This window comes from Cyanobium usitatum str. Tous (genome assembly GCF_963920485.1).
Lineage (GTDB): Bacteria > Cyanobacteriota > Cyanobacteriia > PCC-6307 > Cyanobiaceae > Cyanobium_A > Cyanobium_A usitatum_A.
Map to the genome: position 1 here is coordinate 2079646 of NZ_OY986431.1, position 19637 is coordinate 2099282.

Here is a 19637-nt window from a genome sequence, read left to right on the forward strand (position 1 = left end):
CTCAGGCTGCCGTGCCCTGGGGCAGAAAACCGTTAATTCGGTTGCCAGCCCGCTCCAGGCCGAGGCGCTGGATCAGGCCAATACCTGCCTCCACCTCGCGCAGCACCTCCTCGAGCAGGGGCTGCTCGGCAGGCGTGAAGCGTCCAAGCACGTGACCAACGGTGCGGGCGCGGCGCTCGCCGGGATCTTGGGCGGGGGCGCCAATACCGATACGAAGCCGCGGAAAGTCCTGGGTACCTAGGTGGCTGATGGTGCTGCGCAGGCCGTTATGCCCGCCGGCACTGCCCGTAGCCCGCAGCCTCAACTTGCCGAGGGGCAGATCCATGTCGTCAACCACCACCAGCAACTGGGCGGGCTCGAAACCAAACCAGTCAAGGGCTGCGCGGATCGAGCGCCCACTTTCGTTCATATAGGTCTGGGGCATCAACAGCCTAAGCCGGGCAGGCCCCGAACCCACCTCCGCCACCAAGCCCTGAAGCTTTGGCTGCTGACGAAAAGATGACCCACCAGCGCAACTGGCTAGACGCTCAAGCGCCATAAAGCCCACGTTGTGGCGAGTACCTACGTACTTGGCTCCCGGGTTACCCAGGCCCACCACCAATTGCAACGACAACTCAGGCCGCGGGACCATCGAGAGGCTGCTCAATCAGCTCTGGAGCATCAGCCCCGGAGGCGTCAGCTGAAACCGGTTCGGCGGTGGTGATCGCCGTGCGCAGCTCCTTTTCGAACTCAGAAGAGGCCGATTGAAAACCCTTCAGAGTGCGCCCCAGGGTTTTACCGAGCTCAGGCAGCCGCTTTGGACCGAACACCAGCAGCCCGATGGCGGCAATTACCGCCAGCTCAGGCAGGCCAATGCCAAAAACATTCATCAGCCGAGGCCGTTCCAGTTGACCGTGATGCCCTCGAGCAGCAGGGACTTGTTGTACAGCTGCAGGATGATCAGCAGAAACACCAGGAAGAGCACCATAAAAATGCCCATCACGGGCGTGGTGCCCCAGCCGGGAACGACCTTGCCGTACTCAGAATTGAGTGGCCGCAGGATGTCTCCGAGGCGGGTGCGTTGGGCCATGTCTGCTGCAGCCTCTCGGGCATGGATTCGCTTTAAGTACTGTAAGGGCCTCGCGTACCGCGCCGCGGCGGTCCGTCGAGAGTTGTGACGCAACCCGTCACCTGCATCCCCCTTCCGCCTCCATGGACCCCACCGCCACCACCAGCTCCCCGGCCCTTTCCGTGGCCCTCGCCGTGCTGGCGGTGCTGCTTTCGCTCACCGGTTTTGGGGTGTATCAAGCCTTCGGGCCGCCCTCCAAGGGCCTCACCGACCCCTTTGACGACCACGACGACTAAGCGCTAGGCCAATGGGGGCGCACTCGCCAGAATCCCAGGCTCCACGGCGCCAGCAGCCAGGGATCTCCGGTGAGCTTGCCTTTGGCAACCAAGGGCTGATCAAGGCCATCGAGTCGCTCCAGCAGCTGCCAGCTCTCTCCCAGCTCCAGGTAGCGGCGGCAAGGGGAACAGTTCTGCACGGTGAGCACCACGTCCCCCGAGTCCCCTAGTGGCCGGCAGCCCAGCAGCAACAGCCCCTCGCCCAGGGGAGGCAGGGCCTGATGTCGTTTAAGCCGGCCCTGGGCCGCCGCCGGCCGCAGCCATAGCGGTTCCCTGAAGGCCACCGCCTGCTTGGGCACCTGGGCCCGGCACCAGCCTGCTGGGCAGGGCGCCAGGGCCAGCCGCAAGCGCTGCAGGCCGTTATCGGCGCCAGGATCGGGCCAGGTAGGCGCCCGCAGCAGCGACACACCCAACTGCTCCGCACTAGCAGACACCCCCTGGGGGCCATCGAGCAGCACCGCCAAGCCGCCGCTATTAGCCACAGAAGCGATCCAGCTGATCGCTGGCAGCTCCCAGCGGGCCTGCTCGCGGGCAGTGACCGGCTGAGCTGGCCGTTCCAGCACGCCACCGGAGGTATCCGCCGCCCAGCGCTGGGCCGGCTGGGCCAGGGGGATCTCCAGGCGCAGCAGCTCATGGCGCTGGCGCCAGTCAACGCTGAGCACAAGCTCGAGCCAGGGGGTATTGGCTAGTAAGCGCCCCTCCAGCCGCACCGCACTGGCCCCGCACTGGCCCCGCCACACAAAACTGGTGCACAGCTCGCCCTGCTCCAGCCAGCTCGGCTCGCCCTGCCACTGCCAGGCCAGCGGATGGTCCCGGTAGCCCGTGGCGATGTCCCAGGCATCCCAAAACTCACCGCGATCGGCAAAACGCCGCCAGGCCAGCGGGCCTGCCAACTGGGGCTGATCCTGGCTATCCCACAGCTGCTCGAGGCCCCCCGGCCCCAGCTCAAAACTCACCAAACCGTTGCCGCAGCGCCAGCCCTCTCGCCACACCGGCGCCTCAACCTGAGCTGCCTGAGAGGCCGCCGCTACGGCCGATCGCTCCAGGGGCAGGGCCGCCACGCCCGCCAAGGGGGGCAGCTGCAGCCACTGGCCGCCAGCCCGGGCCGGCTGGGCCGGCAGCTTCACGCCGCCCCAACTCCAGCTGCCCAACGGCACCCGCAGACTGCGGGCCCGTGGCGGCAGGGGCTGAAGCTGGGCGACCCACCAACTTTGCCCGGAACCGTCACCAGCTCCTAGCCAGGCCTGCAGAGCCCAATCCCGTTGCAGGCAGGCGCTGCGGCGCGCTGCCCGCCACTGGGGCTCGGCCTGCTCGAACACCTCCGGAATCGAGGTGCCGGGCAAAATGTCGTGAAACTGCTGAAAAAGCAGCGTTCGCCAATCGACCGTTTCAGGCTCGCCGGCTAGGGCCTGGGCCAGCTCCGCCTCCCGCAGCAGCCGCTCGAGCGTGCGGTTGTGGCGCTTCTGATCGGGGCGCGAGGTGGCGCAGCCGCGGTGCAGCTCCAGGTAAAGCTCGTCGCGCCACACCGGCAGCCGGGGCGCCAGCGGCTCGAGGGCAGCCAAATAATCCCGCAAGCTGCCGTGGTGCTGGGGCGCAGCCTCAGCTTGCTGCTGCCAGAGCCGCAGTTGCTCCAGCATTTCGGCGCTGGGGCCACCACCGTGGTCGCCCACCCCGGGCAGCCACAGGGCCGAATCAACCCCGGTCGCGCCTTGCCAAGCCAAGCGATAGCTCTCCATCGCCACGGGATCGCCATCGGTGCCGATCGGGGCGTTGATCAGGGCCAGCAGCTCGGAACCGCAGCGGCTGCGCCAGCGAAACAGCCGGTGGGGGAAGGGATTGGTGGCGTTCCAGGCCATTTTGTGGGTGCAAAACCAACGTACGCCGGTGCTGCGAGCCACGGCCGGCAGGCCGCTGGCAAAACCAAAGCTGTCGGGCAACCAGGCCAAATAGTGCTCCAGCTCAGGAAAGCTGGCGGCGCTGAATTGCTGGCCCAGCTGAAACTGGCGCAGCAGTGAGGAGCTGCTGATCAGCACGCAGTCGCTCTCCACCCAGGGGCCGTTGATCGGTTCAAAGCGACCGGCGGCCACCGCGCGCTGCAGGCGGGCGAACAGGGCCGGCCGGTGTTGCTGCAGCCAGGCGTAAAGGGCCGGTGTGGAGTGGCCGAAATGCAACTCCTCGAAGCGCTCGATCAGATCAAGGGCAGAGGTGAAGGTGCGCTCGGCCGCTTGCCAGGTGTCGGCCACCGGCCAGAGCCAGGCCAGATCAAGGTGGGCATGGCCCAACACATGAAAGCGGCCTGTCGGCGGCTCGCCGCTGCGCAGCTGGGCAAGCTCAGCCTTGGTTTCAGCCAACAAACCCGCCGGGTCGGCTGGATCCAGGGGCTCGAGCTCAAGACGGCTCTCGATCAGGGCACCGTCGTCGTGCACGGGGCTGCGCAGGCGTAACTCCAGCTCCAGGGCCTCCCCCTGCCACCAGCGCTCGGGCAGCAACCAGCGGCAGGCGGTGTCAAACAGGTCGCCGCCATGCACCGGCGCACCATCCACCCGCAGCTCCACCTGATCGGCCCACCAGCGCAGCACCAGCCGGGCCTGAGCCACGGGCTCCGGCTGCTGGAGCTGCAGCCAGGTCGCCGGGCAAACCAGCCGCAGCCGCAGCTCCCGCCACTGGCCACCCCGCGGCCAAATCACCAGCCCCCGCGCTGCCCAATCCGGGCGACCTTGCTGGCCCCAAGGATCGTCAAGGGCTGGGCCAAAACGCCCACCCGCCTGCACGCAGCGCCAAAGGGGTTGGAGATCCCAGCGCGAATGGGTTGGCCGCAAACGTGACTGAATCGTTTCAATCCGTGGGGGCTGCCCTAGTCCTGAGGCCTCAGGCATCGTTGGATGGAAAGCCGAGTCCCATAGGATGATCCCGCAGCTGCGGGGTCGACGAGGCCCTTAAACGCGCCTGTCACTCCCTGTCACCCGCTCGCCGTTCCCCAAGGCCGAACCATGCTCGCCCTCAAGATCTCGGTTTATTCGGTCGTCTTCTTCTTTATCGGGATCTTTGTGTTCGGCTTTTTGGCCAGCGACCCGAGCCGCACGCCGAGCCGTAAAGACCTGGAAGATTGATCAGCTGGCACTAGGCAAGCAAGGTCCTGATTCTGTTTGTGGGATGATCCCCAAAATGACCTGCTGCGACTGATTTAATCGTGCCGATTTCAGACACGCTTCCTTCAGCACTTCGGGCTCAAGAAGGTCTAAAGGGCTGATGGATTTGGCTGGCAATTCCCACCTAGTGCCTCTGGGGAAACGGCCTTTAAGGAGGCTCGCTCGCCAACTATTAACAGCTGCTTGCCTATCCGCCCTATTTGCTCCAGAGGCTCTGGCAAGTGATACCCCCCCCAGCCAGCCAGGGGTAGTTAAAGCAGCTAGTTCAGTTAACCCTGCTCCCAACTTTGCTGTAATCAAGGCGGATCAGCAGGGCTACGACCAGCAACTGGGCCGCTTTGTTGCCACCGGCAACGTGGAAGCCCGCTTCAACGGCTGGCGCCTGCTGGCAGATCGAGTCGAACTGGCAGAACCCAGCCGCAGTGTCTACGCCAGCGGGCAAATTCGCCTGATCAAAGGAGATCAATACCTGCAGGCAAGCCGTCTGCGCTACAGCGACCTAGAAGGCAGCGGCGAACTTGACGACGTCTATGGCGTCATCGACCAAGACACCCTTGCCCGGGACATCAATTCTCAAGAGGAGAACTCTCAAGAAGTCATATCTCAAGAACTCAAGGCCAAAACGAACATTCAGCCATCTGAAGTCAGCCAACCAGCGTTTGCCTGTCCGCCACTCAGCTCAGATCCTGGCAATAGAACCCTGGTGCGGCTGCTGCCACCGGGTCGCAGCAGCCTGCCCACCATGCCAGCACCAGCCGGCTGCCCTGGCAGTGAGCTCTCCACTCCCGCTCTATCTCTAAATAGGGCACTGGAGTCAGTTGCTTTTGGCCCACCCCAGGCGGGCGGCCCGCAGCAGGGGCAATCCAGTCGAAACCCCAACAGCTCAACTAGCAAAGCACCCGAAATTGAACAACTGCCAGACGTGGATTCAAAGGTCAGAGATGTTGTTTTCCAGCAGAGCTGGAGCATCCGCTTCAAGCTTGATCTGGCTGCCGTAATCGACACCACCGACTCGCTCAACAGCAAGGGACAGGGCTACCGCCCACCCAAAGACAAAAAAGGCACGATCAGCCGAATCCGCTTTCAAGGAGCCCAAATCAAAATCCGAGGCAACCGCTGGACTGCCGAGCAGATCGCCTTCACCAATGACCCTTTCACACCAGCAGCTTCATGGGTTCTGGCCCGCAAAGTGGTGGCCGTAATGGATGGGAAAGGAAAGACACGCATCAACAGCCGCAGCACTCAGATTTTGCTGGACGGCAAGATCTCCCTGCCGGCGATTACCAACACAACAATCGGCGCTGAGGAAGGTCGGCTTGCATTCGACACCGACAAACAAGACCGCGATGGTTTTTTTCTCGGCTACAACCTGGAGCCAATCAAGCTGGGGCAATGGGGAAGCTTGCAGCTCCAGCCCCAGCTGAATGTGCAGCGGGCTCTAGAAGGGCGCACCAGCAGTTACGCGCTTCCCGGACAAAACCTGGCCAGTCCGGGCAGCGAACAGACAGCCAAGATTGGCGACATGTTTGGCCTGCTGGCGGCACTCAATCTGCCCGTGGGCTGGCTCACTCTGAATGCCGAGGCGAGTCTATCTACCTTTAATCCCAATAATTTCCGAGCCGGAACCCGTAGCACTACGAGCTTGACAGCTCCCTTGAGCCTGCCCGGCCATACAAGTGCCAATGCCAGCGCATTTGGCTCGTACAGAGAGCGGATTTACAACGGCAGCCTTGGGCTGCAAACAGTAGTTTACTCCTACGGTGCCAATCTAGCAGGGAACGCGATATTAAACCAGTACAAAAATCCAGAAAACTCTCGCAAAGCCCCCTTCTTTGCTCCCGTCAATCTCAACTGGGCAGTCCAGTCAGGCTCCTATCAAGCCGAGCTTTTTGAGACAGATACCCTAGATACGATATGGCGCAGCTATGCCAACCTGGCAGCAAGCACAACTTTGCAGCTCTGGCAGGGCTCTGCCCTTGACGCCAGCGAAGATCCCAAGCGAGGCTTTCGTTATTCCCCCATACCGGTCGCACCCAGCTTCGGAATCAACTTCGGAGCCAGTGGCTACGTGGCCACCTATAGCGATGGAGCAAACCAGAACACCCTCACCCTGTGGGGCGGGCCTTCGTTCACGCTGGGGCAGTTTGATCGGCCCGTATTCGATTACACCCGCTTTTCTGCCTCAATCGCCGGCACCTTTTTAAATGGAGCCAGCCCCTTTGGCTTTGATCGCACGGTAGATCTGCGCACCCTTAGTTTTCAAGCAGCCCAACAGATCTACGGCCCAATTGTGCTGGAAGCTGGTGCCACCTTCAACATTGACAATGGCTCCGAATTCTATGGCGACGTTTCCTATTCCTATGTGGAATTAAAACTGCAACGCCGCTCCTACGAGCTCGGGGTCTACTACAGCCCCTATGACGGCATCGGCGGCATCCGCGTCAAACTCAACGACTTCAACTTCACTGGCAGTGGCACACCCTTCGTGTCCAGGCCTAGAAGCCGTTGATATAGGGCAATGATGCAGCTGTGCGAGTTAGCTCGCCGGCGTGGGCCAGCAACTGGGAGGTGGCATCCCATTGCCCAGAAGCCAGCATCTGCTGGGGACCGGCCTGGAGTTCTAGCTGCCAAAGCTGGCCCTGGGAGTCCTCCAGGGAGGCCGTAGCCAGCGACAAGTTCAGCTCTTGGGCAGGATCGGCGATCAGCTGCTCTTGCAGGCTCAGCACGCTGGCGTGGGATGCGGTGAAACAGGGAATTCCCAAGGCCAGACAGTTGCCATAGAAGATCTCAGCAAAGCTTTCCCCCACCACCGCCCGGATACCCCAGCGCATCAGCGCCTGGGGAGCATGCTCACGACTTGAGCCACAACCAAAGTTGCGGTTCACAACCAGCACAGAGGCTCCCTGCAGCTCTGCTCGATCGAAGGGATGCTCCCCAGAGAGCTCGGCCCGATCATCGGCAAACACCTGCTCACCAAGCCCGTCAAAGGTGACACATTTAAGAAAGCGGGCTGGAATGATTCGGTCGGTGTCAATGTCATCGCCAGCGATGACAACGGCGCGCCCGCGCACAGCCGCGATAGGACCAAAGGGGAAGCTGGAGGTGGTCATGGCCGCGGTCATGGCGTGGTGTTAATCATCTGGCGCACATCACACACTTTGCCGGCAATTGCGGCCGCAGCCACCATCGCCGGACTCATCAGCAGGGTGCGTCCGCTAGCCGAGCCCTGGCGACCCTTGAAGTTGCGATTACTTGAACTAGCACTGATCTGACGGCCCTCAAGCCGGTCTGGATTCATGGCCAGGCACATCGAACAGCCGGGCTCACGCCACTCAAAGCCTGCCTCCCTAAACACCTGATCAAGTCCCTCCGCTACCGCAGCCGCCGCCACCTGTTCAGAACCAGGCACCACAAACGCCTTGATGCCCGGAGCCACATGGCGCCCCTTGGCCACCGCCGCAGCCGCCTGCAAATCGGACAGGCGCCCATTGGTGCAGCTGCCAATGAAGCAAACATCCACCGCTGTGCCGGCAATCGCAGTGCCGGGCTGCAGATCCATATAGCGGTAGGCCTCCTGGGCCAGGGGCCGTTCATCTGGCTCTGTCTGCTCCAAGGTTGGCACCGTTTCATCAACACCGATTCCCTGGCCGGGGGTGATCCCCCAGGTGACCGTCGGCGCAATGGCCGCAGCATCGAAGCGCACCTCATCATCAAAAGCTGCGTCTGCGCCACTGGCCAGGCCACGCCACCAGGCCACGGCCCGCTCCCAGGCTTCAGCCTTAGGGGCATAGGGCCGGCCTTGCAGGTAGGCAAAGGTGACGGCGTCGGGGTTGACGTAGCCGCAGCGGGCACCGCCCTCGATCGCCATGTTGCAGAGGGTCATGCGCTCCTCCATCGCCAAAGCATCGATGGCGGGGCCGGCGAATTCGTAGGCGTAGCCCACACCACCTTTGACACCCAACACCCGGATGATGTGCAGCACCAAGTCTTTGGCATAGACGCCAGGCTGCAGCTGCCCTTCTACCCAAATCCGCCGCACCTTGAGCTTGCCCATCGACAGGCTCTGGCTGGCCAGCACATCGCGCACCTGGCTGGTGCCAATGCCAAAGGCAATCGCTCCAAAAGCCCCGTGGGTGGAGGTGTGGGAGTCGCCGCAGGCGACGGTCATACCCGGCTGGGTTAGACCCAATTCGGGGGCAATCACATGCACGATTCCCTGGCGGCCGCTGCCGAGGCCATGCAAAGGGATGGCGTAGTCACTGCAGTTGCGCTCGAGGGTGGCGAGCATCTCCTCCGCCAGGGGATCAGCGAAGGGGCGCGCCTGGGAGGTGGTGGGCACGATGTGATCAACCGTGGCCACGGTGCGCTCCGGGAGTCGCACCGGCAGGCCCAGATCTTTCAAGGCTGCAAAGGCCTGGGGGCTGGTCACCTCATGAATCAGGTGCAAACCGATAAACAATTGGGTGGAGCCGCCAGGCAACTGGGCCACCCGATGCAGATCCCAGACCTTGTCGTAGAGGGTGCCGGCACTCACGCAAGGTCCGTTCGACTGAAGCTTCAGCCTAAAGCTGCGCCCCGGGGCAGTCGGCCAGCCGCAGGCGCAAGCGATGGAGCGCCTCACCGGTAGTCAAGCGCTGAATCCAGGCCCGGCCCCGCGTGGCGCCAAAGCGCACTGCCTCGCTGCTGCCACCATCCGGGCCGGCAATGGCGATATGCACAAGTCCCACCGGCTTCTCAGTGCTGCCACCCCCGGGGCCGGCGATGCCGGTCACAGCAATGGCCCAGGTGGCACCAGTCGCACGGCGGGCGCCCTCAGCCATGGCGAGGGCCACCGGATCGCTCACGGCGCCGTGGCTCTCAAGCAGGGCCTGCGGCACCCCAAGCAACGCCTGCTTAATCGAGTTGGCGTAGGCAATCACGCCACCAACAAAGCCATCAGAGGCTCCGGGCACCGCCGCCAGGGCCGCCCCCAGCCCACCGCCAGTGCAGCTCTCAGCTACCGCCAGCGTCTCACCGCGGCGGCGCAGCTGCTCGAGCACCACGCTGGCCAGGCTGTCGCCATCGGCGCCGAAGCAGGCCCTACCGGAGCGGGCCCGGATCTGGGCCTCAAGCGGAGCCAGCAGAATCTGGGCTTCAGCAACGCTGGCTGCCCTGGCCGTGAGGCGCAGCTTCACCTCACCGGCGCCGGCGTAGGGCGCCACAGTTGGGTTTTCGAGCGCCAGCAGATCGGCCATCTGCTCAGCCAGAGCCGACTCGGAGACGCCCCAAAAGCGCAACATGCGACTGGCGAACACCCCCTCAGCCAAACCAGCTGAGCGCAGCCATGGCTCTGCGGTGCCAAACCACATCGCCTCCATTTCGCTTGGCACGCCAGGGAAAGTGAGCACGGTGAATCCGGGCTGGATGCCCGGGGCCGCCGGCGGGGTCCAGATCATGCCGGGGGCGGTGCCGGTGGGATTTGGCAACACCGCCGCCCCTTCTGGCAGAAATGCCTGCTTGCGGTTGCTGGGGGAACAGAAACGGCCGCGGGCGCCGATGCGGGCCTGGATGGCGCTCCAGATCTCTGGGTGCTCCACCAGGGGCGTGTCAAAAGCAGCAGCGATAGCTTCGGTGGTTAGGTCGTCTGGGGTCGGGCCAAGGCCGCCGGTAGTGATCAACACCCGGCAGCGCCCTGCCGCTTCCCGCACCGCTGCCATCAGGCGCGGGCGGTTGTCGCCAACCACGCTCTGGCGCTGGTGGGCGATGCCCAGGGCTGCCAGCTGCTCGGCCAGCCAGCGGGCATTGCCATTAGTGATGTTGCCGAGCAGCAGCTCGGTGCCGATGCAGAGGATCTCGGCTGTCACAGCCTCACAGCTCCCGGTTGGCCGCAGGCTGCTGCAAGGCCCGGCGAGTACTAACCAGCACCCAGATCAACACCGCAGTAGCCAGGGCCAGCCAGAGAAAGCGCAATTCCGCATTCACCAGCACCAGGGCCAGGGAGCCCAACCACTGGGTGAAGGCATAAATCAGCAACACGGTGCGGCGATGACTCAGTCCCGTCCTCAGCAGCCGGTGGTGCAGGTGGCGCCGATCGGGATAGAAGGGAGAGTGGCCTTCGCTGAGGCGACCCATGATCACAGCCGACATGTCGGCCAAGGGCAGCGACAGGATCAACAGAGGTAGCAGCAGGCTGACGCTGGTGAGCCCCTTGGCCGGGCCGACGATGCTGATCGCCGCCAGAGCAAAGCCCAAGAAATAGGAGCCGCCGTCGCCCATAAAGATGCGGGCAGGGTTGAAGTTGTGGCGCAGGAAACCGAGGCAGCTGCCGGCCAGCGCCGCGGCCAGCAGGCCAGCAGCAGGCTGATGCAGGCTGAAGCTCACCGACAACAAACCCACTGCAGCGATACCGCTCACGCCCGCTGCCAGACCATCAAGACCATCGAGCCAGTTGATGGCGTTGGTGATACCCACCAACCAGATCACCGTTGCCAGCAGGCTTAGCCACTCTGGCAATGGCAGCAGCAGATCAGAGCCTCCCCACCAGCCCATGGGGATCTCGATATTGCCGATGCGCACGCCCTCGTTCCAGGCAACCATCGAAATGGCCAACTGGCCGGCCAAGCGGGGCAGGGGCGGCAGGGCATAGAGATCATCTGCCAGCCCGATCAAGAAAAAGCAAAGGGCGCCGGCCAGGGTGGTCCAGATCAGCTGGTCCTTCTCAGCGGGCAGGTTGGCGAACCCACCCAAGGCCCAGATAAGGCCCAGGGCTGCACTGAAGGCGATAACAATGCCGACCCCGCCAAGGCGCACCATCGGTGAGGTGTGCTGCTTGCGCGCATCGGGAGCATCCACCAATCCCCAGCGCAGTCCGAGCCCGCGTACCACTGGCACCACTAGAGCCGTGCACAGAGCAGCAACGGCAAAAGTGAGCAAGGCGGCCGCGTTGGGGCTGTAGGCGAGGGTCACTGAACCAGACCGAAGCAAGCCGAAAAATGGCCTTCAGCACCCACCTTACGGGCGTTGAACTGGATCAAGCGTGCTGAAGCTCACGCGCTGCTGCGTAAAGGGGGAAGCGCTCACAGAGAGCCGCAACCCGATCGCGGCAGCGCTGCTCAATGGCGCTGTCTTCGGGATTGAGCAAGCGATCGGCGATCACATCGGCCACCTCGCGGAAGGCGGCCTCGTCAAAACCGCGGGTGGTGCAGGCAGCGGTGCCCAGGCGCAGGCCGCTGGTCACGAAGGGCGACTGGGGATCGAAGGGCACGGTGTTCTTGTTGGCTGTGATGTGGACATCACTCACCAGCAGGTCGGCCACCTTGCCAGTCATGCCGATGCCGCGCAGATCCAGCAACACGATGTGGTTGTCGGTGCCACCGCTCACCACGGCGATGCCGCGCTCCTGGATGCGCTCGGCGAGGGCCTGGGCGTTGGCCACCACCTGCTGGCTGTAGACGCGGAAGCTGGGCTGTAGGGCCTCACCAAAGGCCACCGCCTTGGCGGCGATCACGTGCTCGAGCGGGCCGCCCTGGCTACCGGGGAACACGGCCTTATCGAACTGCTTGCCGAACTCGGCATCGCGGCAGAGGATCAGGCCGCCGCGGGGCCCCCGCAGGGTCTTATGGGTGGTGGTGGTCACCACGTCGCAATGGGGCACCGGATTGGGGTGCACGCCCGCCGCCACCAGGCCGGCGATGTGGGCCATATCGGCCAGCAGGTAGGCGCCCACCTCATCGGCGATGGCGCGGAAGACCGCAAAATCAATGCTGCGGGGATAGGCGGAATAGCCGCAGACGATCAGCTTGGGCTTGTGCTCCAGGGCCAGCTGGCGGATGGTGTCGAAGTTGAGCTGCTGGCTGTCGGGGTCGACGCCGTAGTGCACGGCCTTGAACCACTTGCCGCTCACATTCACCGGCGAGCCGTGGGTGAGGTGGCCGCCGTGGCTGAGATCCATGCCCAGGATCGTGTCGCCGGGCTGCAGCAGCGCCAGGAAGACGGCGAAGTTGGCCTGGGCGCCGCTGTGGGGCTGCACATTGGCCCAGGCGGCACCAAACAGCTCCTTGGCCCGCTCGATCGCCAGCTCCTCGATCGCATCGACATGCTCACAGCCGCCGTAGTAGCGCTTGGATGGCAGGCCTTCGGCATATTTATTTGTGAGCACCGAGCCCTGCGCCTCCATTACGGCCCGGGAGGCAAAGTTCTCAGAGGCGATCAGCTCCAGGTGGGTTTCCTGGCGCTGCAGCTCCTTTTCAATCAGCCCGGCGATGGCGGGATCTCCGGCAGCTAGGGACTGGTTGAGGGCAGCACCGCCGGGGTTGGCCATGGTTAAGGGTTAATTCGTCCGATGATCGTAAAGACCGGCGCCCGGCAAGGGATACCTCCATGTCGAAGCCAAGCCACAAAAAAACCGCCCAAAGAGCGGTTTTGAAAGAAGCGCGCCTGGAGAGATTCGAACTCCCGACCCTCTGATCCGTAGTCAGATGCTCTAATCCGCTGAGCTACAAGCGCATAGGCCCATTCTCACCGCACGGAGGGCCCATCCGTCAAACACCCCGTCCTCGCCTCCCCATCAATGCCCATCCGCTGGTACGGCCCCGCCAACCCCGAAGACCCCACTTACAGGCACTTCGAACGGATCGTGAACCTGACACTCCACGCCGCCCTATTCGCCGCCCTGAATAGCGGCCTCTGGTTGGTACAGGAAATGCGTCACCCCTGGGCCCACCTCAACTGGCTCAGCCTGGGTTGGTTGCTGGTGTTGCTGGTGCACGCTGGCGCTGTAGTGGCTCTGCGTCCAACCCCCCGGCCATGACCCTCTCCGCCACAGACCTAAAAGAACTGGAACTGGCCCTGGCAGATCGCCTTTATATGCAAGTAGCCAGTTGGCATCTCTACCTCGGCGACGCCGGCCTGGCCCAGGTCCTGGCGATCGAATGTTCCGCCCGGCTGGACCAGGGGGCGGAGGTGTGCGCGCGCCAGGCCCTTGAGGCGGTGCAGGTGCCGATCGGGGCCGGTTCCACCCGGCTGCCCCTGGCTCGGCTGGTGCCCGCCGGCCAGCTGCGGGACCTCGAAGAGGTGCTGGAGCAGTTTTGCCGATAAGGTTGCCCCAACTGGCGACGGGCTGTGCTGGTCATTGAGGTCACCAACGCCCGCGATGTGGTGCGACAACGCCTAGGTCGCTTGGGCGGACGCCTAATTGGCAAGGTGGTGGACGCCGAGGCCCAGGTTGAAAAAGCCCTGATTCAGGAGCTAGAGACGGCCTTCAAGGAATTCGGCATTGAGGCACGCATCTTTTCGGTGGACGGCCCCCGCATGCTGGGTCGCTCCCACCTAGAGATTCCAGTACAGGTGCGAGCTGAACGGGACGTTCGCCTCGACCCTTAGCGCCTCGCGCCAATGCGAGGCAAGCGATCGCGCAACTGGTCGGTCAGATCCTTGACCTCTGGCACCTGGGCAAGGCTGGCCACCACGCCATAGATCAACACGCCCACTCCGCCGGCAAAGCTGCACTCCAGCAGCCGGCCCCAAAGACCAATGGGCCAGGCCACAGTTACCGACACGCCCCAGGCCGCCAGTCCGGCCAGTACGGCAGCACCGAACAGCTGCATCGTGTCGCGCAGCCACAGCCGCAGTGGCAGCCCGCCGAGCTTTGTCTGCAGCGCCAGCAGCAAACCAACACAGGTGATCAGATTCACCGCCACGGTGGCCAGCACCAGGCCGGCGGCGCCGCAATAGAGCCCAGGCAGCAGCTGGCCCTGGCCGGGCACTGGTCCGCCCACGAAAGCCCAACAGAAGATTGCATTCAGCCCGATCCCCGCCAGCGACCAGCGGAACGGGGTAACCCCATCGCCGAGGGCGTAGAACACCCGCACCAGCACATCGCGGGCCAGATAGGCGGGCATGCCGATGCCGTAGGCCATCAGCAGGTTGCCCACCAACTCCGCAGCACCGGCATTGAAAGCCCCCCGCTCATAGATCAGCGCCACGATGGGCAAAGCCAGCGCCACCATCAAGGCCCCCAAGGGCAGCATGCTGGCGTTGGAGAGCATCAGCCCCTGGCGGATACGACCAACCAGCTCAGGTCGATCGTCCGGTGCCGTCAGCCGGGCATAAACCGGCAATAGCGGCACCAGCAGGGCATTGGAGAGCAGCCCGAGGGGCGTTTGCACCAGCAGGTTGGCGTAGCCCAGACCCGCCGCCGCCGCCGGGATGCCCGAAGCGAAAAACAAGGACACAAACACATTGATCTGCAGCATCCCCGAGGAGAGGGTGGCGGGCCCCATCACCTGCAGCACCTCGCGCACACCGGGGTCCCGCCAGTCCCACACCAGCTGAAAGCGTTGCAGCCCTTGCCGGGCCAGGGCTGGCAGCTGAATCAGCCACTGCAGCACCGCCCCCAAAGTGGTCGAGCCGGCCAGCACCACGCCGCCGAGCACGGCCGTGGTGGGCAGGGTGATCGCTGCACCGAGCTGCCACCACAGCACGGCGATACCAGCGATCACGGCCACGCTCGAGAGCAAGGGGCTCACCGAGGGCAACCAAAACTCATCAGCAGCATTAAGGGCTCCAAAGCCCAGGCCGATCAGCCCGGCAAATAGGGCCATCGGCGCCATCCAACGCAGCTGCAGCACGGCGATGTCGTGGCGGGTGGCATCCAGGCCCGGGCCCACCAGGGTGATCAGGGGGCCAGCGAACACCAACAGCAACACCGTCACCCCGAGCAACCCCGCCCCCACCAGGGTGTTGATTGCGGCCAGCACGTAGGCGCCCTCCTGGCGGGGCCGGCGGGCCAGCACGCTCACCATGGCGCTGTGGAAAGGTCCGTTGATGCCGCCCAGCAGGATCAGCAGAAAGCCGGGCAGCACGTAGGCGTAGTTGTAGGCGTCGTAAGCAGCGCCAACGCCGAAGGCCGCTGCAATGGCCTGCTGCCGCACCAGGCCGGCCAACTTGCTGAGGGCAGTGGCCACTGCCACAACCAGGGCAATGCGCCTGAGGGACTTTGCCATCCAATGGGACCCAAGGCCCGGGAGTTGGCGGCAGTATGGCCGGCCTGCTCCAATCCACCCCAGCCTGCCCGCCATGGCCACCTGCGTGCTCAGCCTCGGCCCCTTGGTGGAAGGCACCTTGGTGAAGCGCTACAAGCGCTTCCTGGCCGACATCGAACTAGAAAACGGCGAGCTGGTCACGGCCCACTGCGCCAACACCGGGCCAATGACCGGAGTGCTGCACCCCGGCGGCCGGGTGCGCTTGCGCCACGCCCCCTCCCCCAGCCGCAAGCTGGCCTGGACCTGGGAGCAGGCCCAGGTGGCTGGCGCCGATGGCACGCCCATCTGGGTGGGCATCAACACGGCCCTGCCCAACCATCTGGTGCGGGCCACGATTGAGGCCGGTTGCCTAGAGCCCTGGCTGGGGCCGATCGCCGCCATCCGGGCCGAGGTGCCCTATGGCGAAGGGCGCCGCAGCCGCATAGACCTGCTGCTCACCCCAGCGGAAAACGCCGCCGATCCCAGGCCGATCTACCTGGAGGTGAAAAACACCACCTGGAGCGAAGGGCAGCTGGCCCTTTTCCCAGACACCGTTACTGAACGGGGCCAAAAACACCTGGTGGAGCTGATGGCCCTGCTGCCAGAGAGCCGGGCCGTGCTGGTGCCCTGCCTTAGCCGCGGCGATGTGAGCCGCTTTGCCCCGGGCGACGCGGCCGACCCGCGCTACGGCGAACTGTTTCGCCAGGCCCTAGCGGCGGGCGTGGAGGTACTGCCCTGCCGCTACAGCTTCAGCGCCAGCGAGGTGAACTGGCATGGAATTGGGGCGGTGGAAACCCACGGCCCCGCCTAAGGCGCTGGCTAAGCGCCACAATCCCGCGATGCTCCCGTTCCACTGGCTCACCCAGACCATCGCCCTCGGCCTGGGCATTTCCTTCAGCCCACTCAACATCGCTCTGGTGGCGCTGCTGCTGCTGGGCCCCAACCCGCTGCGACGCTGCTCCACCTACCTGGGGGGCTGGATACTCGCCAACGGTGGCGCGCTCACAACGGTGGTGCTGGTAGGCAGTCGCTTCAGTTGGGCCATGCAGCTGGGCAGCCGCGGCCAGGTGCTGATGGACCTGATCGGTGCCGGCGCCCTGGTGGCCCTGGGGCTGTTCCAGCTAACCCCTGCGGCAGCCATCGGGGAGGAGAGCTGGGCGATGCAACTGATGGGCCAGCTACCCGAGCTCGACTGGTTTCCCCTGCTCGGGCTGGGAGCTGGCTGTGCCTTGATCAGCCCGGAAAATCTGGTTTTTTACGCCAAGGAAGGCGGCATGTTGCTCACCAACCACACCTCCCTGCGCGGCGACCTGGAGGTGGGGGCCGTATTTGTGGCCGTAACCACCTCGCTACTGCTGCTGCCACCACTGGCCTGGCTGCTGAGCGGCGGCAGGCTGCGCCAGCCCCTGAGCCGCCTCAACGACTGGCTTGTGCATCGGGCCGAATGGCTGGTGGGGGTATTTGCCCTGGTGCTGGGGGTCTATCTGGGCTGGCAGGGAATTGAGGGGCTCCATCAGATGACCCTGGGAGCCGCAGCTCTGACCTAAGGGGCCCATAGAGTTGATTGACCGAGACCTCGACGCTGTGGATACCCGCGCCTTCAAACGCTCCTTGCACCACTCGGAGCGTTACAACCGCCGAGGCTTCGGTTTGGGCAATGAGGTGGCAGGAAGCCTGGAGCAGGCCTACCAAAGCGATCTGATCGCCAAGCTGCGGGAAAGCGGCTACTCGCTCGAGAGCGGCCGGCTCACCGTGCGGCTGGCGGAAGCTTTTGGGTTCTGCTGGGGCGTAGAGCGGGCGGTGGCGATGGCCTACGAAACCCGGCGCCACTACCCCACTGAACGGATCTGGATCACCAACGAAATCATCCACAACCCTTCGGTCAACGATCACCTGCGCGACATGAACGTGCTGTTCATCTCCGTGGAAGACGGCATGAAAGATTTTTCGGAGGTTGCCAGCGGTGATGTGGTGATCCTGCCCGCCTTCGGCGCCACCGTGCAAGAGATGCAGCTGCTGAGCGAGCGGGGCTGCCACATCGTTGACACAACCTGCCCCTGGGTCTCCAAGGTGTGGAACACGGTGGAAAAGCACAAAAAGCACTCCTTCACCTCGATCATTCACGGCAAGGTGAAGCACGAGGAAACCCTCGCCACCAGCAGCTTCGCCGGCATCTACCTGGTGGTGCTCGACCTGGCCGAAGCCCAGATGGTGAGCGAATACATCCTCGGCAACGGCGATCGGCAATCCTTCATGGACCGCTTCGCTAAAGCCTGCTCGCCCGGCTTCGACCCCGACCGCGATCTGATCCGGGTGGGCGTCGCCAACCAGACCACCATGCTGAAGAGCGAAACCGAAGAGATTGGCCGCCTGTTCGAGCGCACCATGCTGCAGCGCTTCGGCCCCATCGAGCTCAATGAGCACTTCCTGGCCTTCAACACCATTTGCGACGCCACCCAGGAGCGCCAGGACGCCATTTTCGCCCTAGTTGATGAGCCCCTCGACCTGATGGTGGTGATCGGCGGTTACAACTCCTCCAATACCACCCACCTGCAGGAGATCGCCGTCAGCCGCGGCATCCGCTCCTTCCACATCGACACCCCCGAGCGCATTGGCCCTGGCAACCGCATCGAGCACATGCCCCTAGGGGGCGTGCTGGAAATCGAGCAGCCCTTCCTGCCTGAAGGCCCAATCCGAGTGGGCATAACCTCCGGGGCCTCCACCCCCGACCGAGTGGTGGAGGACGTGATCGAGCGGCTGATCGAACTCTGCGAAGCCTGAACCGAACCAAGGTGTTCGGGTGTCACAGCGGACGGCACGCGGGTCCACCGGGAGCTTTACATTGATTAAAGAACGCCTTGAATAAGTCCGGCATCTTGCTGCCAGGGCTGGTCAAACGCCAGGAGTTGCCTTTGTCGTTGTCAACCGCATCAGCCCATCCGTCGTGCAAGGCAGAGCTGGACTCCGGTCTGCTGCTGCGCGACAGCGATGATCCGCGGGTGCGGCGCTATGCAAGTGCCTTTGCAGACGTAATGGAAATGCGGGCCAGCTCGCCCGTTGTCTCCCAATACCTCGATCACCACGAGGGCTGGTTTCGCCGTTGCGCTGCCCCGATGAGTGTGGAAGCACTAGGCACGCGGGGTTACGCCCTGACTTTGGGCACCTTTGGCAACTTCGGTTTCGAGGTGGAGCCCACCATCGGCCTGGAATTGCTGCCCCAAGACCAGGGGCTGTACCGAATCTTGACCGTGCCCCACCCCGGCGGCGATCCCAAGCTTGAAGGGCTTTACGACGTCGAGTTCAACGCCTCGCTGCAACTGGACCAAGCCAATGATGCTGCCGTCGCTTCCAACGATCCCAGGCCCCAAACTTTGGTGCGCTGGGAGCTCGACCTGAGCGTCTGGGTACGCCTACCCGGGGTGATCACCCTGCTGCCTGATGGGCTGGTGCAGTCGAGCGGCGACCACCTGCTGCGTCAGATCGTGAGGCAGATCTCTCGCCGGCTCACCTGGAAGGTGCAGGAAGATTTTCACGGCAGCCACGATCTTGAGTGCCCGCCCCGGCGAAGCGCCCAGTTCTAAATCAACTGGGCTGTCTTTCAAATTTGGAACCTCGCCTAACCCTCAAGCAGGGCGGTTTTCCCAGATTTTATTGAGGATCTGAAAGCCACTCACCGCCTGCCACAGGAACAAAGTCATCATCGCCATGTTGAGGCCCACATGGACCTTGCGGGCGATCAGATTGCCCTGCTGCATCAGGGAGGTAAGCGACACCGCCAGGGCTACCAAGCAGGTCATGCCAATGCCCACAAGCAGGTGGGGGCCTACAAATAATTTGCCGTTATTGAGGTAGGTAACGGCCATGCCGCCGAAGGTGCCCAGCACGGTGATCGCCAGGATCAGGCTGCCGATCTGGAAATGGCGCTTGGCAAACTGCCCCTTGATCAGCTGCTTGCGGGTCTCAGGATCCGCGGTGCGGGTTTTCTTAGCCCTGATGCCAAGCAGCATCCCGTAGCTGGAGAGGGCCAACAGGCCCAGCATCAGCAGGGGATGGAGGAAGTTGAGGTTGTAGGCGAGGGCTTCGGGCAGGGCGTCAGAAGGGGCCA

At 63.9% G+C, this 19637-nt stretch carries 21 protein-coding genes and 1 tRNA gene; 10 read left to right on the plus strand and 12 right to left on the minus strand.

What is annotated here, in order from left to right:
- Window position 1 precedes the first annotated feature (1 nt).
- The 3 genes from pth to psbH are packed head-to-tail and all read right to left on the minus strand — an operon-like array spanning window position 2 to window position 1069.
- Window positions 2-631, minus strand: coding sequence for an aminoacyl-tRNA hydrolase (gene pth, locus U9970_RS11330; RefSeq protein WP_322764280.1), 630 nt, complete (start codon window positions 629-631; stop codon window positions 2-4).
- A complete protein-coding gene (locus tag U9970_RS11335) occupies window positions 615-869 on the minus strand; it encodes a TatA/E family twin arginine-targeting protein translocase (protein WP_322764281.1) in 255 nt (84 codons plus the stop codon). The genes pth and U9970_RS11335 overlap by 17 nt, the downstream gene beginning before the upstream one ends.
- Window positions 869-1069 carry a photosystem II reaction center phosphoprotein PsbH gene (gene psbH / locus U9970_RS11340; protein ID WP_094559148.1) on the minus strand — a complete coding sequence of 67 codons (201 nt, stop codon included), beginning with the start codon at window positions 1067-1069 and terminating at the stop codon, window positions 869-871. Before psbH ends, U9970_RS11335 begins: the two co-directional genes overlap by 1 nt.
- A 122-nt stretch (window positions 1070-1191) precedes the next feature.
- Here psbH and psbN point away from each other — a divergent pair, with 122 nt between their 5' ends.
- Complete coding sequence (psbN, locus tag U9970_RS11345) at window positions 1192-1344, plus strand: photosystem II reaction center protein PsbN (protein WP_106632281.1); 153 nt, start codon at window positions 1192-1194, stop codon at window positions 1342-1344.
- On the opposite strand, the gene U9970_RS11350 is transcribed toward psbN, so the two are convergent.
- Complete coding sequence (locus U9970_RS11350; protein WP_322764282.1) at window positions 1341-4259, minus strand: alpha-mannosidase; 2919 nt, start codon at window positions 4257-4259, stop codon at window positions 1341-1343. The two genes, psbN and U9970_RS11350, sit on opposite strands and share 4 nt — an antisense overlap.
- A 114-nt stretch (window positions 4260-4373) precedes the next feature.
- On the opposite strand from U9970_RS11350, the gene U9970_RS11355 reads away from it, so the two are divergent.
- Both U9970_RS11355 and U9970_RS11360 read left to right on the plus strand, forming a co-directional pair.
- A complete protein-coding gene (locus U9970_RS11355; protein ID WP_006172424.1) occupies window positions 4374-4493 on the plus strand; it encodes a photosystem II reaction center protein I in 120 nt (39 codons plus the stop codon).
- A 145-nt stretch (window positions 4494-4638) separates the two neighbouring features.
- Window positions 4639-7041 carry a DUF3769 domain-containing protein gene (locus U9970_RS11360; protein ID WP_322764283.1) on the plus strand — a complete coding sequence of 801 codons (2403 nt, stop codon included), beginning with the start codon at window positions 4639-4641 and terminating at the stop codon, window positions 7039-7041.
- On the opposite strand, the gene U9970_RS11365 is transcribed toward U9970_RS11360, so the two are convergent.
- The 6 genes from U9970_RS11365 to U9970_RS11390 form a co-directional block, all read right to left on the minus strand.
- Window positions 7028-7642, minus strand: a complete 615-nt coding sequence (locus tag U9970_RS11365; protein WP_322764284.1) for a 3-isopropylmalate dehydratase small subunit — start codon at window positions 7640-7642, stop codon at window positions 7028-7030. The two genes, U9970_RS11360 and U9970_RS11365, sit on opposite strands and share 14 nt — an antisense overlap.
- Window positions 7643-7650: 8 nt before the next feature.
- The gene (gene leuC, locus U9970_RS11370) at window positions 7651-9066 is read right to left on the minus strand and encodes a 3-isopropylmalate dehydratase large subunit (RefSeq protein ID WP_322764285.1); all 1416 of its coding nucleotides are present in this window, start codon (window positions 9064-9066) and stop codon (window positions 7651-7653) included.
- Window positions 9067-9094: 28 nt separating this feature from the next.
- Window positions 9095-10375: a competence/damage-inducible protein A gene (locus U9970_RS11375; RefSeq protein WP_322764286.1), complete on the minus strand. Its 1281-nt coding sequence runs from the start codon at window positions 10373-10375 to the stop codon at window positions 9095-9097.
- A 4-nt stretch (window positions 10376-10379) separates the two neighbouring features.
- Window positions 10380-11477 carry a glycosyltransferase family 4 protein gene (locus tag U9970_RS11380; RefSeq protein ID WP_322764287.1) on the minus strand — a complete coding sequence of 366 codons (1098 nt, stop codon included), beginning with the start codon at window positions 11475-11477 and terminating at the stop codon, window positions 10380-10382.
- 64 nt (window positions 11478-11541) lie between these two features.
- The gene (gene glyA / locus U9970_RS11385) at window positions 11542-12831 is read right to left on the minus strand and encodes a serine hydroxymethyltransferase (RefSeq protein WP_322764288.1); all 1290 of its coding nucleotides are present in this window, start codon (window positions 12829-12831) and stop codon (window positions 11542-11544) included.
- 111 nt (window positions 12832-12942) lie between these two features.
- A tRNA-Arg gene (locus U9970_RS11390) sits at window positions 12943-13016 on the minus strand.
- Window positions 13017-13080: 64 nt separating this feature from the next.
- On the opposite strand from U9970_RS11390, the gene U9970_RS11395 reads away from it, so the two are divergent.
- From U9970_RS11395 to U9970_RS11405, 3 genes are read left to right on the plus strand one after another with little or no spacing between them, the layout of a single operon-like run.
- The gene (locus U9970_RS11395; protein WP_322764289.1) at window positions 13081-13320 is read left to right on the plus strand and encodes a hypothetical protein; all 240 of its coding nucleotides are present in this window, start codon (window positions 13081-13083) and stop codon (window positions 13318-13320) included.
- Window positions 13317-13607 (plus strand): DUF3181 family protein, encoded by a 291-nt coding sequence (locus tag U9970_RS11400; protein WP_322764290.1) that lies wholly within the window; start codon window positions 13317-13319, stop codon window positions 13605-13607. The genes U9970_RS11395 and U9970_RS11400 overlap by 4 nt, the downstream gene beginning before the upstream one ends.
- A gap of 24 nt (window positions 13608-13631) precedes the next feature.
- On the plus strand, window positions 13632-13892 hold the full coding sequence (locus tag U9970_RS11405; protein WP_254935140.1) for a cytochrome-c oxidase: 261 nt from the start codon (window positions 13632-13634) through the stop codon (window positions 13890-13892).
- On the opposite strand, the gene murJ is transcribed toward U9970_RS11405, so the two are convergent.
- On the minus strand, window positions 13889-15514 hold the full coding sequence (gene murJ / locus U9970_RS11410) for a murein biosynthesis integral membrane protein MurJ (protein WP_322764291.1): 1626 nt from the start codon (window positions 15512-15514) through the stop codon (window positions 13889-13891). The genes U9970_RS11405 and murJ overlap by 4 nt on opposite strands.
- A gap of 73 nt (window positions 15515-15587) precedes the next feature.
- Between murJ and sfsA the strand changes: the two genes are divergently transcribed.
- The 4 genes from sfsA to U9970_RS11430 all read left to right on the plus strand — a co-directional run bounded on the left by sfsA (window position 15588) and on the right by U9970_RS11430 (window position 19113).
- Window positions 15588-16343 carry a DNA/RNA nuclease SfsA gene (sfsA, locus tag U9970_RS11415; RefSeq protein ID WP_322764292.1) on the plus strand — a complete coding sequence of 252 codons (756 nt, stop codon included), beginning with the start codon at window positions 15588-15590 and terminating at the stop codon, window positions 16341-16343.
- A complete protein-coding gene (locus tag U9970_RS11420; RefSeq protein WP_322764293.1) occupies window positions 16306-17079 on the plus strand; it encodes a GAP family protein in 774 nt (257 codons plus the stop codon). The genes sfsA and U9970_RS11420 overlap by 38 nt, the downstream gene beginning before the upstream one ends.
- A gap of 37 nt (window positions 17080-17116) precedes the next feature.
- A complete protein-coding gene (locus U9970_RS11425) occupies window positions 17117-18313 on the plus strand; it encodes a 4-hydroxy-3-methylbut-2-enyl diphosphate reductase (protein WP_255024523.1) in 1197 nt (398 codons plus the stop codon).
- A gap of 137 nt (window positions 18314-18450) precedes the next feature.
- Window positions 18451-19113: a DUF1997 domain-containing protein gene (locus U9970_RS11430; protein ID WP_407653119.1), complete on the plus strand. Its 663-nt coding sequence runs from the start codon at window positions 18451-18453 to the stop codon at window positions 19111-19113.
- Between the two features lie 42 nt (window positions 19114-19155).
- On the opposite strand, the gene U9970_RS11435 is transcribed toward U9970_RS11430, so the two are convergent.
- A complete protein-coding gene (locus tag U9970_RS11435; protein WP_322766120.1) occupies window positions 19156-19620 on the minus strand; it encodes a DUF4079 domain-containing protein in 465 nt (154 codons plus the stop codon).
- Between the last annotated feature and the right edge of the window lie 17 nt (window positions 19621-19637).